General features: G+C 63.7%; 15 protein-coding genes. 1 reads left to right on the top strand and 14 read right to left on the bottom strand.

What is annotated here, in order from left to right; all coding sequences use genetic code 11:
* Positions 1 to 191: 191 nt before the first annotated feature.
* From murB to mraZ, 12 genes are read right to left on the bottom strand one after another with little or no spacing between them, the layout of a single operon-like run.
* Positions 192 to 1157: a UDP-N-acetylmuramate dehydrogenase gene (gene murB / locus NKH49_RS16090; RefSeq protein WP_031211769.1), complete on the bottom strand. Its 966-nt coding sequence runs from the start codon at positions 1155 to 1157 to the stop codon at positions 192 to 194.
* Entirely contained in the window at positions 1154 to 2560 is a 1407-nt protein-coding gene (gene murC, locus NKH49_RS16085; RefSeq protein WP_352926657.1) for a UDP-N-acetylmuramate--L-alanine ligase, read from the bottom strand. Before murC ends, murB begins: the two co-directional genes overlap by 4 nt.
* Positions 2557 to 3684 (bottom strand): undecaprenyldiphospho-muramoylpentapeptide beta-N-acetylglucosaminyltransferase, encoded by a 1128-nt coding sequence (murG, locus tag NKH49_RS16080; protein ID WP_352926654.1) that lies wholly within the window; start codon positions 3682 to 3684, stop codon positions 2557 to 2559. Before murG ends, murC begins: the two co-directional genes overlap by 4 nt.
* A 1-nt stretch (position 3685) precedes the next feature.
* Positions 3686 to 4837, bottom strand: coding sequence for a putative lipid II flippase FtsW (gene ftsW, locus NKH49_RS16075; RefSeq protein WP_352456168.1), 1152 nt, complete (start codon positions 4835 to 4837; stop codon positions 3686 to 3688).
* A complete protein-coding gene (gene murD, locus NKH49_RS16070) occupies positions 4837 to 6237 on the bottom strand; it encodes a UDP-N-acetylmuramoyl-L-alanine--D-glutamate ligase (protein WP_352589460.1) in 1401 nt (466 codons plus the stop codon). The genes ftsW and murD overlap by 1 nt, the downstream gene beginning before the upstream one ends.
* 8 nt (positions 6238 to 6245) lie before the next feature.
* Positions 6246 to 7328, bottom strand: a complete 1083-nt coding sequence (mraY, locus tag NKH49_RS16065) for a phospho-N-acetylmuramoyl-pentapeptide-transferase (protein WP_023676767.1) — start codon at positions 7326 to 7328, stop codon at positions 6246 to 6248.
* Between the two features lie 24 nt (positions 7329 to 7352).
* On the bottom strand, positions 7353 to 8786 hold the full coding sequence (locus NKH49_RS16060; protein WP_352926651.1) for a UDP-N-acetylmuramoylalanyl-D-glutamyl-2,6-diaminopimelate--D-alanyl-D-alanine ligase: 1434 nt from the start codon (positions 8784 to 8786) through the stop codon (positions 7353 to 7355).
* The gene (locus NKH49_RS16055) at positions 8783 to 10237 is read right to left on the bottom strand and encodes a UDP-N-acetylmuramoyl-L-alanyl-D-glutamate--2,6-diaminopimelate ligase (protein ID WP_352767742.1); all 1455 of its coding nucleotides are present in this window, start codon (positions 10235 to 10237) and stop codon (positions 8783 to 8785) included. Before NKH49_RS16055 ends, NKH49_RS16060 begins: the two co-directional genes overlap by 4 nt.
* A gap of 54 nt (positions 10238 to 10291) precedes the next feature.
* Positions 10292 to 12019, bottom strand: a complete 1728-nt coding sequence (locus NKH49_RS16050) for a peptidoglycan D,D-transpeptidase FtsI family protein (protein ID WP_352926647.1) — start codon at positions 12017 to 12019, stop codon at positions 10292 to 10294.
* A gap of 14 nt (positions 12020 to 12033) precedes the next feature.
* Positions 12034 to 12411, bottom strand: a complete 378-nt coding sequence (ftsL, locus tag NKH49_RS16045; RefSeq protein WP_023676771.1) for a cell division protein FtsL — start codon at positions 12409 to 12411, stop codon at positions 12034 to 12036.
* A gap of 4 nt (positions 12412 to 12415) precedes the next feature.
* Entirely contained in the window at positions 12416 to 13447 is a 1032-nt protein-coding gene (gene rsmH / locus NKH49_RS16040) for a 16S rRNA (cytosine(1402)-N(4))-methyltransferase RsmH (protein WP_352589451.1), read from the bottom strand.
* Positions 13444 to 13902: a division/cell wall cluster transcriptional repressor MraZ gene (mraZ, locus tag NKH49_RS16035; RefSeq protein WP_352926644.1), complete on the bottom strand. Its 459-nt coding sequence runs from the start codon at positions 13900 to 13902 to the stop codon at positions 13444 to 13446. The genes rsmH and mraZ overlap by 4 nt, the downstream gene beginning before the upstream one ends.
* Before the next feature lie 406 nt (positions 13903 to 14308).
* Here mraZ and NKH49_RS16030 point away from each other — a divergent pair, with 406 nt between their 5' ends.
* Entirely contained in the window at positions 14309 to 15424 is a 1116-nt protein-coding gene (locus NKH49_RS16030; protein WP_352680270.1) for a cystathionine gamma-lyase, read from the top strand.
* A gap of 8 nt (positions 15425 to 15432) precedes the next feature.
* Here the strand turns inward: NKH49_RS16030 and NKH49_RS16025 are convergent, their stop codons facing one another.
* Together NKH49_RS16025 and NKH49_RS16020 are read right to left on the bottom strand one after the other, a co-directional pair.
* On the bottom strand, positions 15433 to 15606 hold the full coding sequence (locus NKH49_RS16025) for a type II toxin-antitoxin system RelE/ParE family toxin (protein WP_352926640.1): 174 nt from the start codon (positions 15604 to 15606) through the stop codon (positions 15433 to 15435).
* Between the two features lie 117 nt (positions 15607 to 15723).
* The gene (locus NKH49_RS16020; protein ID WP_352501068.1) at positions 15724 to 16008 is read right to left on the bottom strand and encodes a type II toxin-antitoxin system ParD family antitoxin; all 285 of its coding nucleotides are present in this window, start codon (positions 16006 to 16008) and stop codon (positions 15724 to 15726) included.
* Positions 16009 to 16067 lie beyond the last annotated feature (59 nt).

The following is a 16067-nucleotide window of genomic DNA, read 5'->3' as shown; positions in this document are numbered from 1 at the left end:
CCGGCAGGTTGCCCCCCAGACGGAAACGCGAGTAACGCGTCGAAACGACTCAAATCAGGAAACGCTTCAGGGCAGAGAATCAGAGAGTTGATTCGCTGGCAAGTGCTTACGATTCCGATGGATTCACTTTCCGCAAAAACGGCAGCAAAATGTGAATTCATGAGTCCGAAAGGCAACGGCGGTCAGCTTGCCTAAAGCAACTGCCCGAGAAATTCCTGGACGGCATGGCCCGGCCGAAAATTACCGATGCGCTTGATCTCCCACTGCAGCCGGATGCCTGATCTTTCGAGCACGCGCGCACGCACCGTCTCACCGAGATATTCAAGCTCGTAGCCCGTGGCCGTTCCGGTGTTGATCATGAAGTTGCAATGCATCGGCGACATCTGCGCCCCGCCGACCATCAGGCCGCGGCAGCCGGCCTTGTCGATCTCCTTCCAGGCGGAGGTGCCCTCAGGATTCTTGAAGGTAGAGCCACCGGTCTTTTCGCGGATCGGCTGCACGGTCTCGCGATGGTTCTGGACAGCATCCATCGCGGCCTTGATCGCCGCCTTGTCCTCAGGAATGCCTTCGAGCAGCGCCGACGTGAAGATCAGCCCGGACGGCGCCGCTGAATGGCGATAGGCATAGCCCATATCGGCATTGCTCAGCGTATGAACATTGCCCTTGCGGTCGAGTGCCCGCACCTCGACCACGCGCTCGCGCGTCTCGACGCCATTGGCGCCGGCGTTCATCCTCAGCGCTCCGCCAATGGCGCCGGGAATGCCGTGGTAGAAATGAAAGCCACCGATGCCGGCCTCGTAGGCAACGGCCGCAAGGCGCTTGTCGGGTGTCGCGGCACCCGCCTTGATCGTGGTCGGCGCAATCACTTCGGTCTCGCCAAAGCCTTTGGCCGAAAGCCGGATGACAAAGCCCGCAATGCCGCCGTCACGGACAAGCAAGTTCGAGCCGACGCCGACGATGGTCAGCGGAATTTCCTCCGGCACCGCCTTCAGGAACGTGGCAAGATCGTCCTCGTCGGCCGGCTGGAACAATGCGTCCGCCAGCCCGCCGGCTCGAAACCAGGTGATCTTGTCCATCTCGGCATTGGGCGTGATGCGGCCGCGCAGTCCGGCAAGCCGGTCGCCAAGCTTCTCGATCAACGCCTGGCCGCGCATCATGAGATGGTCCCGCCGAGTTCCTTGGGCAGCGCATAGGCCCATTGGGTGATGTTGCCGGCGCCGAGGAAGACGACGAAATCGCCCGGCTTCGCCACCTCGCGCACGATCGGCGCAATCGCCGCCGGACCTTCGATGTAGCGTGCGTCGCGATGGCCGCCGGAGCGGATGCGCGACACCAGTGCGTCGGACGTGACGCCGTCGATCGGTTCCTCGCCGGCTGCATAGACGGGCCCCACCATTACCGTATCGGCGTCGTTGAAGCAGACGGAAAACTCGTCGAACAGATCGCGCAGCCGGGTGAAGCGATGCGGTTGGGTAACGGCGATGATGCGACCCTTGGTAGCGCTGCGCGCAGCCTTCAGTACCGCCGTGATCTCGACCGGATGATGACCGTAATCGTCGAACACATCGACACCGTTCCACGAACCGGTATGGGTGAAGCGCCGCTTGACGCCGGCGAAAGACGACAGGCCCTTCTTGATTGCCTCAGCCGAAAGGCCGAGCTCATGCGCGACGGCAATCGCCGCCGTCGCATTGGAGACATTGTGGCGCCCGGGCATGGGCAGCCGCAGGCCTGATATCGTTATCTGGCCGTGCGTCTTGCGGTCGCGGATCACCACGTCGAATTCCGAGGTCGGGCCGTCCATGCGGTGATTGGTGAAGCGCACGTCGGCCTGCGCATTTTCGCCATAGGTGATGACGCGCCGGTCCTCGATGCGGGCGACCAGCGCCTGCACCTCGGGATGGTCGGTGCACATCACACCAAAGCCGTAGAACGGCACATTCTCGACGAACTGACGAAACGCTTCGCGCACTTTGTCGAAGGAGCCGTAATGGTCGAGGTGCTCGGGGTCGATATTGGTGACGACGGCAATCTCGGCCGGCAGCTTGAGGAAGGTGCCGTCGCTCTCGTCGGCCTCGACCACCATCCATTCGCCGTCTCCCATGCGGGCATTGGTGCCATAGGCATTGATGATGCCGCCATTGATTACCGTCGGGTCGAGCCCGCCGGCTTCGAGTAGCGTCGCCACCATCGAAGTCGTCGTCGTCTTGCCATGCGTGCCGCCGATCGCGACCGCTTGCCGGAACCGCATCAGCTCGGCCAGCATTTCGGCGCGCCGCACGATCGGCAGCAACTTCTCTCTCGCCGCCTTCAGCTCCGGGTTGGATTTCTTGATTGCGGTGGAGACGACGACCACTTCGGCCTCGCCGAGGTTTTCGGCCTGATGGCCGACGAAGCATTCGATGCCCTTGTCGCGCAGCCGCTGCACATTGGCGCTGTCGGCCTGATCCGATCCCTGCACCTTGTAGCCGAGATTGTGCAGCACCTCGGCGATGCCGCTCATGCCGATGCCGCCAATGCCGATGAAATGCACGAGGCCGATCGTCTGTGGCATCTTCATGCGTGCGTCTCCTTCCTGAATTCCGAAACGGATTTCCTGGACGCAATAGCCTCTGTCAGATCGGCGAGCAACCGCGCGGCATCCGGTTTTCCGGACGATTTCGCCGCCGCGGCCATTGTCGCCGCCTTGCCTGGATCATCCATCAGCCCGCCGACAAGCACGGCGATCCGCTCCGCCGAAAGCGTGGATTGCGGATGCACCTCGGCGCCACCCGCCGCCGCAAGGGCCGCCGCATTCGCCGCCTGGTCGTGGTCGAGCGCGTGCGGATAAGGCACCAGCAGCGCCGGCCGGCCGATCACCGCGATTTCCGATACGGTCGATGCGCCGGAGCGCGACATCACCAGATGCGCCGCCGCCAGCCGCGCCGCCATGTCGGTGAAGAAGGGCGACACCTCGGCCTCGATGCCAAGCGTGGCATAGGCCGCTTTCACCCGCGTCACATCGTCGGCGCGCGCCTGCTGTGTGATCGCCAGCCGCCTGCGCTGTGCGTCGGAAAGCCGGGCGATTGCCGCCGGCACCGCGTCGGAAAAGAACTGCGCGCCTTGGCTGCCGCCAAACACCAGAAATCGGAACGGCTCTTCACCGGCCGATGCGGCATAAGGCGTCTCCGCCGCCTCCAGCACTTGCGGCCTGACCGGATTGCCGGTGGTCACCGTCTTGGCGCCGGCGGCACTGCTGTCTTCCGGCAGGAACCCACCGGCAATGGCGTCGACGCGGCCGGCGAGCGCCCGGTTGGCGCGGCCCATCACCGCGTTCTGCTCGTGGATCAGCGTCGGCACCTTGCGCCGGGTCGCCGCGTAAAGCGGCGGCAGCGTCGGATAGCCGCCGAAGCCGACCACGATGGCAGGCTTGATGCTGGCGATGACGGTGGATGCCTGCCGCACCCCGCGCCAGATTTTCCAAAACGCGGCGAGCACGGCAAAAGGATTTTTCGACCCCATCGTCGCCGACTGGATCGAATGAATGGCGGCTGCCGGGAACTGCCCGGCAAAACGCTCGGCGCGCTCGTCCGTCGCCAGATGCATCGTCCAGCCGCGCCTGGTCAGTTCGTGCGCCAATGCCTCGGCCGGGAACAGATGTCCGCCCGTGCCGCCTGCCGCCAGCAGGATGACCCCCTTCGCCATCTCACTCCGCCGGCATCGCACGCGGCGACGGCATGAAGCCCAGCTGCTTGCGCTTTTCCGGGCGCTTGCGCGTCAGCGCCAGCACCATGCCCATCGAGATGGCGATCGCGATCTGCGAGGAACCGCCGTAGGAAATGAACGGCAGCGTCATGCCCTTGGCCGGCATCAGCTGCAGATTGACGGCCATGTTGATGACCGACTGCAGGCCGAAGACCGTGACCAGGCCGCCCACCGCGTAGCGGGTGAAATCGTCCTGCTCCCTGAGCGCCGTGTTGAGACCGCGCAGCACGATGAAGCCGAAGATGGACATGATGAAGAAACACATGATCAGCCCGAATTCCTCGCCGGCGACGGAGAAGACGAAGTCGGCGTGGCTGTCGGGGATGACCCGCTTGACGGTACCCTCGCCCGGCCCGACGCCGAACCAGCCGCCATTGATCAGCGCCTCGCGGCCCATGTCGACCTGGAACGTGTCGCCCTCGCCGGTCATGAAGCGGTCGATGCGGCCGGCAACGTGCGGGAACACCGCATAGGCAGCGAACACGCCGCCGACGCCGGCAGCACCCAGCGCGACGATCCACAGCCACGGCAACCCGGCCATGAAGAACATCACCCCCCAGGTGCCGAGCACCAGCATGGTCTGCCCAAGGTCAGGCTGCGCCACCAGCAGCGAGATGACCAGCGCAAGCAGCAACATGGCGAACAAATTGCCCGGAATGTCGGGCTGGCGCTTGTGCTCGGCGAACAGCCAGGCGCAGATGATGACGAAGGCCGGTTTCAGGAACTCGGACGGCTGGATCGAGAGGCCGGCTAGCGACACCCAACGCCGCGCGCCCTTCACCTCGACGCCGATATAGAGCACCGCCACCATCAAAAACAGCATGATGCACAACATGACCAGCGCCATGCGCCGGATCTGCCTGGATTCAAGGAACGAGACGGCCAGCATTACCCCAAGCGCCGGAATGGTGAAGATAATCTGGCGTGTCGCGAAGTGGAAACTGTCGAGCCCGATGCGCTCGGCCACCGCCGGGCTTGCGGCGAAGGACAAAACGATGCCGAGCCCCATCAGCGACAGGAACGCCGCCAGGAACCAGCGATCGATCGTCCACCACCAGGTCGCCACAGGGCTTTTGTCGAGACGGCTTTGCATTATCGTGTCCCTCCGATGGGCTTCACGCCATCAATGGCGGTTGCGGCTTGCCTGAACGCCTCGCCGCGGACTTCGAAATTCTTGAACTGATCGAAACTGGCGCAGGCCGGCGACAGCAGCACCACTGCCTCGCCGCTACTATCCCTGGCCGCATCGCGGGCGGCGTGTTCGACTGCCGCCGCCAACGTGCCTGATATCTCGTAGCGCACCGCTTCGCCCAGCGTCGCCGAAAAGGCCGGTGCGGCTTCGCCGATCAGATAGGCCTTGGCGATGCGCGGGAAGAAGCCGCGTAACGGCTCGATGCCGCCCTCTTTCGGCAGGCCGCCGGCAATCCAGTAGATACGCGCAAAGCTCGACAGCGCCGGTGCAGCGGCATCGGCATTGGTCGCCTTGGAATCGTTGACGAACAGCACATGCCCTTTGCGGCCGACTTGCTCCATGCGGTGCGCCAGCCCAGGGAAACTCTCCAGTCCGGATTGGATCTCGCCGAGCTCGAGCCCGACCTTGAGGCAGGCGGCGGCGGCGGCCAGCGCGTTCTGCGCATTGTGCTGGCCGCGCAACGAGCCGATGTCTTCGAGGAAGGCGACACGGCTGTAGCGGCCGTGCACGGCTTCCATTAAGTTGGTGCCGTCAGCGAAATAACCGTCGGTCAGCGGCAGGCGCTTGGAGACGCGGATGACCTGCCGGCCGGCCCGCTCCAGCCGATCGGCGATCTGGGCGCACCAGGAATCGTCGACACCGATGATTGCCGTCTCGCTGCCGGCCACCAGCCGCTCCTTGATCGAGGCGTAGTGTTGCATCGTGCCATGGCGGTCGAGATGGTCCGGCGTCAGGTTGAGCAGCACACCGGCCGTCGGATTGATCGAAGGGGCAAGATCGATCTGGTAGGAAGAGCACTCAACCACATAGTGCCGTTCAGGCTGCGGCGGATCGAGCGTCATCACCGCGCGGCCGATATTGCCGCCCATCTGCGTGTCGCGCCCAGCCGATTTTAGGATGTGCGCCGTCAGTGCCGTGGTCGTCGACTTGCCGTTGGTGCCGGTAATGGCAATGAAAGGTGCTGCCGGTGCCAGCAGCATCCGCTCGCGGCAGAAAAGCTCGATGTCGCCGATGATCTCCACGCCTGAGCCCCGCGCCAGCTCGACGGTCCAGTGCGGCTTGGGATGCGTCAGCGGCACGCCGGGCGACAGCACGAAGGCGGAAAACCTCGCCCAGTCCGCACCGCGCAGGTCCGCTGTCGTGATGCCGACCGCGCCGGCCTTGGCGACGCTATCGGGATTGTCGTCCCAGGCCAGCACATCCGCGCCGCCCTCGATCAGCGCGCGCGCCGTGGCAATCCCCGAGCCACCGAGCCCGAAGAGCGAAACGCGCTTGCCTGAAAAGGATGCGGCGGGGATCAAGCGGCCTCCTATCTGAGCTTCAGGGTCGACAGGCCGACCAGCGCCAGGATGACGGCGATGATCCAGAAGCGGATCACCACCTGGCTTTCGGTCCAGCCGAGCTTTTCGAAATGATGGTGGATCGGCGCCATCAGGAAGACGCGCTTGCCGGTCATCTTGAAGTAGCCGACCTGGATGATGACCGAGAATATCTCGACGACGAACAGGCCGCCGACGATGACCAGCACGATCTCGTGCTTGGTCGCCACCGCGACCGTGCCGATCAGCCCACCCAGCGCCAGCGAGCCGGTGTCGCCCATGAAGATCGCCGCCGGCGGCGCATTGAACCAGAGGAAACCGAGACCGGCGCCGATCACCGCTCCAAGGACCACCGCAAGTTCACCGGTGCCGGGCACGAAATGGATCTGCAGATATTCGGCGAACACCGCGTTGCCGGAGAGATAGGCGATGACGCCGAAGGATGCGGCTGCGATCATGATCGGCACGATCGCCAGCCCGTCGAGACCGTCGGTCAGATTCACCGCATTGCCGGCGCCGACGATGACGAAGCACGAGAACGGGATGAAGAACCAGCCGAGATTGACGAGAAACTCCTTGGCGAAAGGGAATGTCAACGATGACGAGAACGGCGCCTGGCCGTTATGCATGATCACCCAGGCGGCGATGCCGGCGATGACGAATTCGAGCCCCAGCCGCGCCTTGCCGGAAAAGCCGAGATGCGATTGCTTGGTTACTTTGAGATAATCGTCGTAAAAGCCGATCGAGCCGAATCCCAGCGTCACCAGCAGGACCACCCAGACGTAGATGCTCGACAGGTTCGCCCACAGCAGCGACGAACCGACGATGCCGGACAGGATCATCAGTCCGCCCATTGTCGGCGTTCCCGCCTTCTTGAAATGCGTCTGCGGCCCGTCGGCACGGATCGGCTGGCCCTTGCCTTGCCGCAGCCGCAGCGAATTGATGATGGTCGGTCCGAAGATGAACACGATCAGCGCCGCTGTGATCAGCGCTCCGCCGGTGCGGAATGTTATGTAGCGGAAGACGTTGAAGACCGAGATCTTGTCCGCAAATTCGACGAGCAGTGTTAGCATGCGCTTGCGTCCCCCGGACCGATCCTAGGTCTGTCTGCTGGTTGTGGCTTCCGCCGGAAACTTGCCGAGCAACGCCTCGACCAGCTTTGAAAAGCCTATGCCCTTCGACGATTTGATCATGACCACGTCGCCGGGCTTCAATTCCGATAGAAGAACCGGTTTCAGATCTTCCGCACCGGCGCGGTACTCCGTCCTGATCTCGCCGGGCAAAACGTCGGCCAGCGCCCGCATCTCCGGGCCGCCGAGAAAGACCGTGCGCGTGTCGGTGCCGACGATCAGACCGGCAAGCGCGGCATGCAATTTCGCCGAATGGCTGCCGAGCTCGAGCATGTCGCCGAGCACGGCAATGCGCCTGCCCTCGCCCGACACCGGCGTCGTGTTGAGCAGTGCCATTGCAGCGCTCATCGACGCCGGATTGGCGTTGTAGCTCTCGTCGATCAGCGTGATCGGCCCGTTGGGGTGACGCAACACATAGCGCTTGCCGCGTCCGCGTTCGGGCGAAAGATCGGCCAGCGCCTGCGCAACCCTGGTGACGTCGGCGCCGACCAGATGCGCGGCACCAAGCACCGCGAGCACGTTCTGCACCATATGGCGGCCCGGCGCGCCGATCCTGGCGACAATCTCGTGCCCGCCAATCTTGGCGGTGATGACCGAGTGATCAGCATTGAGCTCGCATTTGATCAGTTTGAAGGTCGCCCGGGCATTCTCGCCGAACCCGTAGACATGCTCGACGCCGGCCTCTTTGGCCATCTTCTCCAGCAGCTTCCAGCGCGCATCGTCGCGGTTGAGAAGGGCGGCGCCACCGGGCTCCAGTCCCTCGAAAACCTCTGCCTTGGCCTTGGCGATCTCGTCCAGGTTGCGGAAGAAGCCGAGGTGAGCCGCCGCGATCAACGTGACGATGGCGACATGCGGCCGGACCATCTTGACCAGAGGCCGGATCTCGTCGGGATGGTTCATGCCGATCTCGAAGACAGCATAGTCGCAATCCTGCGGCATGCGCGCCAGCGTCAGCGGCACGCCCCAGTGATTGTTGAACGACTGGGCCGACGCATGCACCGTACCGACCGCGGAGAGAGCGTGGCGTAGCGCTTCCTTGGTGGTGGTCTTGCCCGCCGACCCGGTCACGGCAATCACCCTGGCCTTTGAGCGTGCGCGCGCGGCAACGCCGAGCTTTTCCAGAGCGACAAGCACGTCCTCCACGACGATCATCGGTGCCGTCAGCCGCCCCAGCGACGGCAGCTTGCCCTCGGCGACGACCAGCACGCCGGCGCCCGCCTTGATGGCGGCGGTGACGAAATCATGGCCGTCCATGGCCTCGCCCTTGATGGCGAAGAAAGCGTCTCCCGGCTGCAGGCTGCGGCTGTCGATGGAAATGCCGGCGATGGCTTCAGGCATCGGACCGAGCGGCCGGCCATCCATGGCGGCAACCAGCGCCTCGGAGGTCCACAGATAGCTCACGCCGCTTGCTCCCGCAGCGCCGAGCGAACTTCCTCATGATCGGAAAAATGCAGCGTCTCGGTGCCGATGGTCTGGCCTTCCTCATGGCCCTTGCCGGCCACGATCAGCGTGTCGCCAGCGTGAAGCATCCCGACCGCCTCGTGGATGGCCTTGCGCCGGTCGCCGATCTCGATGGCGCCAGGTGCGGCTTCCAGGATCGCGGCGCGGATCGTCTCGGGTACTTCCGAGCGGGGATTGTCGTCGGTGACGATGACCACGTCGGCCAGTCTTGTGGCGATCTCGCCCATGATCGGCCGCTTGCCTCGGTCCCGGTCGCCGCCGCAACCGAATACGACGATGACGCGGCCGGTGGTAAAGGGGCGCACCGAAGCCAGCACGTTTTCCAGCGCATCCGGCTTGTGCGCGTAGTCGACATAGACCGGCGCGCCGTTGGCGGCCGTCCCGACAAGGTCGAGCCGTCCCGGCGCGCCCTTCAATTTCTCCAGCGCCATCAACGCCTTGGCAACAGATGTTCCAGTCGAAATGGCGAGGCCGGCCGACACCAGCGCATTTGCAATCTGGAAGTCGCCGGCCAGCGGCAAGTCGACTTCGTGGAGAACGCCGTCCGCTTCGACCTCGGCGCGCTGGCGGTGGCGCTCGTGCTCGACCCGCTTCAGCCGCAGGAAATCGCCGTGGCGGCCGACCGTCAGCACGTTCAGTCCCGCTGCCCGCGCCGCCTTGATCGTCGGCTCCGACCACGGGTCGTCGGCAAAGATGACCGCCGGCGCGCCCTTCGGCAGCAGCGCGTCGAACAGACGCAATTTGGCGCGATGATAGTCCTCGACCGTCGGATGATAGTCCATATGGTCGCGGCCGAGATTGGTGAAGCCGCCGGCCGCGAGCTTGACGCCGTCGAGCCGGCGCTGGTCGAGGCCATGGCTGGACGCTTCCATCGAGGCGTGGGTGACGCCGGCCTCCGCCAGCTCCTTGAGCAGCCTGTGCAGTGCCACCGGATCCGGCGTGGTCAGCGAGCCATATTCGTTGCGGCCCGGCGCCACCACGCCGGTCGTGCCGATCGAGGCGGCGGCAAAACCCGCCTGCTCCCATATCTGCCGGGTGAATGCGGCGACCGAGGTCTTGCCGCTGGTTCCGGTCACCGCGACCATGGTTTGCGGTTGCATGCCGAAAAAACGTGCAGCACTCAGCGCCAGTGCAAGGCGCGGATCGTCTACGACAAGAACCGGGACTGGCAGCCCGGCGACCGCACTGCCTTTGCCGACCACGATCGCTGCAGCGCCGCGGCTTGCGGCATCGGCTGCGTAGGCTGCGCCATCCGCCTTGGAGCCGGTGAGCGCGAAAAAGACGACGCCCCGTGTTACCTGGCGGGAATCCGACGAAATCCCTGTAACCTCCATGTCGAAGGAAGCTGTCCCCTCGACAGGCAGGATACCGGCTAGATTTTTCAGCTTCATCGAACCCCGTTCATCGCAACAAAATAGCGCGCAGTTGCCGGCGCGCCCCAAGAATCACTGATAGGAAACCAGCGTTGCACCATTTTCATGGCTGAAATCTGGCTTCACGCCAAGCATGGAAGCCGCACGTCGGATGATGTTTGCAGCCATGATGCCCGCGTTCGAGGCGGCCGTACCACCCATGCCGGGCTTTTCCGGCTTCGGTTCGTCGGCGATCGTAAGCACTATGTATTGCGGATCGTCCATCGGAAAAGCCGCAACGAAGGCGTTGAAATTCTTTTCCTTCGAGTAACGGCCGTTGACAACCTTCTCCGCCGTTCCCGTCTTGCCGCCCACCCGGTATCCTGGCACCCGTGCATTGCGGCCGGATCCCTTTTCGGCATTGAGTGCATAGAGATAGCGCATGCCCTCGACCGTCTTGTCGCTGACCACTTTCTTGGCCACCGCCATCGCCTGCTCCTGCGTGCGCGGCAGGAAGGTCGGGTCCATCAGATAGCCGCCATTCATCAGCGCGGCGCAGCCGACCGCTGTCTGCAGCGGCGTCGTCGACACACCGTGGCCGAAGGCGATGGTGATCGAATTGACCTGCTTCCAGACCTTGGGCTCGGTCGGCCGAGCGACTTCCGGCAGTTCGGTCTGCATCTTCTCGAGGATTCCCAGGCGATGCAGGAATTCGCGGTGTCCGTCGATGCCAACCGCTTCGGCTTCCTTGGCAGAGCCGATATTGGAGGAGTAGATGAACACTTCCGGCACCGACAGTACCCGGCCCTTGCCATGGAAATCATGGATGGTTTGATGGCCGATCCTGATCGGGCGCGACGCGTCGAAACGGCTTTGCAGCGTTATCTTGCCGGAATCGAGCGCCATGGCAGTGGTGAAGCTCTTGAAGGTCGACCCCATTTCATAGAGGCCGGCCGACATACGGTTGAGCCGGTCCTTGTCCTGCGCGTTATAGGGGTTGTTCGGATCGAAATCCGGAACCGACGCCATCGCCAGCACCTCGCCGGTCTTGACGTTGAGCACGACGGCGCCCGCCGCGATGGCGTGGTACTTTTCCATGCCGGTGGCGACCTCGTCGCGCACGATATGCTGGACGCGCAGGTCGATCGAGAGCTGCACCGGCTTCAAATCCTTGGCCACCGCGAGGCCCGACGCCTGAAGATCGCTCAAGCCCTGTTCGTCGATGTATTTCTCCATGCCGGAGATGCCCTGATTGTCGATGTTGGTGAGGCCGACAATGTAGGACGAGGTTTCGCCGGCCGGATAGAACCGGCGCTTTTCGGTGCGAAAGCCGAATCCGGGGATGCCGAGTTGCATGATGTCGGCCTGCTGCTTCGGCGTCAGTTGCCGCTGCAGCCAGACGAACCCGGCGCCGCTCTTCAGCTTGTTATATGTCTGCTCGTAGTCGATCTCGGGAAGCACCGTCGACAGCTTTTCGATCGCCTCGTCGGCATCGACGATGCGGCGCGGTTCGGCAAACAGCGACGCGGTCTTGATGTCGGTCGCCAGCACTTCGCCGTTACGGTCGACGATGTCGGGTCGCGATGCCGTCACCCGGCTCTGCGGGCCGCCCGACAGGTCGGGATTCTGGAAACCCAGATAGACCAGCCGCCCGGCAATGGTCGAATAGATGCCGAAGAACACCGCCATGGTCATGACGATGCGGGTCCTGCCCTTGCCACCGGTCGCCTTGCGGGCACCTTCGACCACGATCGATCCGCCTGCACCGGCCTGTGAACCGCTCTTCAGCAGCCTGCCAATCTTTGGAAATCTGGCAGCCATTGGAAATCCGGTGATCATTGGACGATGCCTCCGGTCACCACGGGATCTTTGCCGCCGATATCGGCCATGCCGCCCAGCCGCTGCGATGAAAGGTCCTCGATGTTGACGGGTTTCGCCGGCAGATCGTCCAGCCCGACGATCTGCCGCGCATTGACCGGCTCGAGTCCGAGTTGCGATTTGTAGATTTCGGTGAGCTTCTGCAGGCGCGACGGCTGGGTAAGCAGGCTCCAGTCCGCCTTGAGCAGGTCGATCGTGTCCTCCTCATAACGGATCTGCGCCTGGATCTTGTGCACTGCCGCCAGTTGCTCCTCGGCCTCGCGCTTGGTCTTGTAGGTCAGGGCAGCCGCCGAAACCATGACGGCGATCAGGACTATGTCGCTGGTACGAAACACGTGCTCACCTCTCTCCCGGTCGATCGGCGCCGGGAAGCTTTGGGCCAGGCAGTTTTGGCAAGCCGAAAATCGAAAAATCGCCGGCACGCGCCGGCGCCTCTGTACGGATTGCAGTGCGCAGCCTTGCCGAGCGCGCCCGCGGATTTGCCGATATCTCGGCATCGCCAGGCGTCACGCCGCCGCCCTTCTTGGTGAAGGTGGCGGTGCGCGCCTGCGCCTCGGGCAGGTGCCGCGATCCGGTCGCTGAATCGGCTCTGTCGGCGATGAAGCGCTTGACGATGCGGTCCTCGAGGGAATGGAAGGTCACCACGACAAGCCGCCCGCCCGGTTTCAGCGCGCGCTCGGCGGCAAACAGTGCCTTGGCCAGTTCGCCGAGTTCGTCATTGACGAAGATGCGCAGCGCCTGGAAAACGCGGGTGGCCGGATGGATCTTGTCTTTCGGCGCGCGACCGATATGCGTCTCGATGGCATCGGCAAGGTCGAGCGTGCGCTCGAAGGGGCGTTTTTCGCGACGGCTCTCGATCATGCGGGCGATGCGCCCGGCATGGCGTTCCTCGCCGAGAAAACCGAAGATGCGGGCAAGATCGCCCACCTTGAAGGTGTTGACGACATCGGCGGCGCTCAGGCCCGCCTGCGCCATGCGCATGTCGAGCGGTCCATCGGCCCGGAATGAAAAGCCGCGCTCCGGCTGGTCGATCTGCATGGAGGAGATGCCGATGTCGAGCACGACGCCATCGGCACTTTCAACCTGCTCGTCGAGCGTCGAGAACGGTGCCTGGACAAGCCTGAGCTTGCCGCCGGACTGCTGTTCAAGGGCCCGCCCCGCCGCGATCGCATCCGGATCGCGGTCGATGGCGACGACCGAGGCTCCGCTTGCCAGAATGGCCTTCGTGTAGCCGCCGGCACCGAACGTGCCGTCGACGATCACCTCGCCTTTTGTCGGCGCCAGCGCCTCCAGAACTTCGGCAAGGAGGACCGGAATGTGACGGGCTGGTCCGCCAGCGGCATGAACTTCATCGCCGTCGCCCGCCATCATTCCGGCCGCTCCCCGGGCTTCGTCCCCTGCCGAAGCTGCAAAAGCCGGGCGCGTGCTTCCGTCCCATAGGCGCTGAGCCGTCCCGGCTCCCAGATCTGAAAGAAATTGCCGCGGCCAACGAAGGCCACTTCCGCTGAAATGCCGGTATGCTCGCGAATGAAATCGCTCATCGTGATACGGCCGTCCTGGTCGAGCTTCAGAAACGTTCCATCGCCATGGCAGAAGAACGACATGTCGTCCGCCGTCTGCAGGAACGGGTCTTCCTGGGCCATGCGCTGCTCGTAGCGATCGAGCAGGTCGAGCCCACCGACATCCATCGCCGGGCGATCCAGGCAGCGTAGCGCATAAAGTTCCGAATAGCCGCGTTTCTGCACAACGGCACGGAAATGCGCCGGCACGGACACCCGTCCCTTCGCATCGATCCTGTTCACCGCGTTCGACAGAAACCGGTCCATTACGCGTTACGGCCGCTTGCGCCGCCGCACCCCTCTGCATCTTCCTGTCCGCGCCGCCCCGGCCCGGTCGACGTCCAAAACCCGCTTCGTTGTGACGGGCGAATGCAGGCAAACGCGCAGCCGCCGCGGCTGCCCGATTGGCGTACGCTTCACCCTGACACGGAACGAAGGCTTGAGTATCGGAATGGGATATCATGGGGTGTTATGGGCGTCAACGGGAACAGTCTTCAAAACGCGCCGGCCACGACTGGGGAGAGCAGCTTTGACGGCACTCCCGTCTTTATCCTCTATTAAGCCTAACGAAGCGTTTAGAGCCGTGTGGCCCAACCGGAGCCGACTTGCTGCGGATCGCTGCCGCGCATAGCCTCGGCATCTCCTTTTCCGGTCAGTAACGAGGTTTGAAATCATGTCCGAAACAGCCAAGTCACGCGCCGCGGCACTTCCCCATCTGCGCCGCGGCGGGCTGGCCAAGGGCGACCCGATCCCCTTGCCCCTGACGATGGCCGCCATCTTTCATGCGCCCGGCGACGCCACCGGCTTCGATCAATATGGCCGCTTCAGCAATCCGACCTGGGATGCGGTCGAGCACATGCTGGCGCATCTGGAAGACGCCCCATGCGTCGCCTTTCCCTCGGGGATGGCTGCCATCTCGGCGGTATTTTTCGGCCTGCTCAAAGCCGGCGACCGTGTCCTGCTGCCGTCCGACGGTTATCATACGACGCGAGCGCTGGCAGACCGTTTCCTGAAATCCTTCGGCGTTGCCTACGATGTCCGGCCGACGTCGAGCTTCCTCGACGGCGGCTTCGATAGGTATCGGCTTGCGTTCGTCGAAACGCCCGCCAACCCAGGACTGGACATATGCGACATCGCAGCCGTCGCCGAGGCCGTGCATAGAGCAGGTGCGGTGCTTGTGGTCGACAACACGACAATGACGCCTTTCGGCCAGCGCCCGCTTGATCTCGGCGCAGATATCGTCATTGCCGCCGACACCAAGGCACCAAACGGCCATTCCGATGTGCTGTTCGGCCATGTCGCCAGCCGCGACGCGGACATTATCTCGAGGGTGACCGACTGGCGCGAGACGTCGGGCGCTATCCCCGGGCCGTTCGAGGCATGGCTGGTGCATCGCGGCCTCGAAACGCTGGACGTGCGCTTCGACCGTATGTGCGCTTCCGCCGAAATGATAGCGCGACGGCTGAAAAACCATCGCGCGATCAGCGGCTTGCGCTTTCCGGGACTGGAGAGCGATCCATCGCACAATCTTGCCCGCGCCCAGATGGAGCGCTTCGGCTTTCTCATCTCGTTCGTGCTCGCCTCGGAGGACAAGGCCGAGGATTTCATCAACAATTGCGCCTTGATGCAGGCAGCGACGTCGTTCGGCGGCGTGCACACTTCGGCCGAACGGCGATCAAAAAGGGGAGATGCCGTTCCGCCCGGGTTCGTTCGCCTGTCGATCGGCTGCGAGCCGGTGGAAGAGCTTTGGCAGGCGATCGAGGCGTCGCTAGACGCAATCGGTGGCTGAATCGGCAATCACGAATTCAGATCGTAGGCATCAATCTTGCGCCGGCCGTGCAGCACGCGAACGATTTCGATCGCCTCTTCGCGGACACGATATAAGGTGAGGTATTCGCCGACGATCAGGTGACGGATTCCGGTTGCGATGTCTTCGCGCGGCGCACCTGAGAAGGGGTGCAGGGTCAGCAAATCCCACCGGCCTTTGCAAGAGATCCACGAGCCGAACCGCCGCATTTGGATTCTGTTCGGCAATGTAGTCGCCGATGGCTTCGAGGTCGATCAATGCCTGAGGAAGCAGGCGGTATTTCACTCCTCAAGGCCTTTGGTTCCGGCCATTTTCAGATATTTGGCGCGCAGCCGTTCCATGATTGGCGGCCCGTCCAGCCCCGGCCCGCTGTCGATCCCTTCCTGCACCAGCTTGCGCAATTCCTCGACCGTGTAGCCGAGCAGGTCGCGCCGGTCCTTCCATTGCCGCAGCGCGTCGCGGATCACCTCGCTCGCCGAGGCATATTCGCCGGCGGCGACCACGTCGTCGACCACCGCCGCCAATTCCGGCGACAGCGTGATGCTGCGTTTATCGACCTGTCCCATGACGCGCTCCTGAATACCGTCATCCAAATGGTACGATTTAATCGCACCATTTTCAAGGA

The organism is Mesorhizobium sp. M1088 (genome assembly GCF_040318575.1).
Taxonomy (GTDB): Bacteria; Pseudomonadota; Alphaproteobacteria; order Rhizobiales; family Rhizobiaceae; genus Mesorhizobium.
Note: the sequence above shows the minus strand (reverse complement) of the source record. Positions and strands in the feature narration are given on the sequence as shown.

What these genes read in the sequence shown, in the direction of transcription:
- murB (WP_031211769.1), bottom strand. Translation starts at nt 1,157, where the DNA reads ATGATGCGCGGCCAGGCGTTGATCGAGAAGCTTGGCGACCGGCTTGCC.
- murC (WP_352926657.1), bottom strand. Translation starts at nt 2,560, where the DNA reads ATGAAGATGCCACAGACGATCGGCCTCGTGCATTTCATCGGCATTGGC.
- murG (WP_352926654.1), bottom strand. Translation starts at nt 3,684, where the DNA reads ATGGCGAAGGGGGTCATCCTGCTGGCGGCAGGCGGCACGGGCGGACAT.
- ftsW (WP_352456168.1), bottom strand. Translation starts at nt 4,837, where the DNA reads ATGCAAAGCCGTCTCGACAAAAGCCCTGTGGCGACCTGGTGGTGGACG.
- mraY (WP_023676767.1), bottom strand. Translation starts at nt 7,328, where the DNA reads ATGCTAACACTGCTCGTCGAATTTGCGGACAAGATCTCGGTCTTCAAC.
- NKH49_RS16055 (WP_352767742.1), bottom strand. Translation starts at nt 10,237, where the DNA reads ATGAAGCTGAAAAATCTAGCCGGTATCCTGCCTGTCGAGGGGACAGCT.
- NKH49_RS16050 (WP_352926647.1), bottom strand. Translation starts at nt 12,019, where the DNA reads ATGGCTGCCAGATTTCCAAAGATTGGCAGGCTGCTGAAGAGCGGTTCA.
- rsmH (WP_352589451.1), bottom strand. Translation starts at nt 13,447, where the DNA reads ATGATGGCGGGCGACGGCGATGAAGTTCATGCCGCTGGCGGACCAGCC.
- mraZ (WP_352926644.1), bottom strand. Translation starts at nt 13,902, where the DNA reads ATGGACCGGTTTCTGTCGAACGCGGTGAACAGGATCGATGCGAAGGGA.
- NKH49_RS16030 (WP_352680270.1), top strand. Translation starts at nt 14,309, where the DNA reads ATGTCCGAAACAGCCAAGTCACGCGCCGCGGCACTTCCCCATCTGCGC.
- NKH49_RS16020 (WP_352501068.1), bottom strand. Translation starts at nt 16,008, where the DNA reads ATGGGACAGGTCGATAAACGCAGCATCACGCTGTCGCCGGAATTGGCG.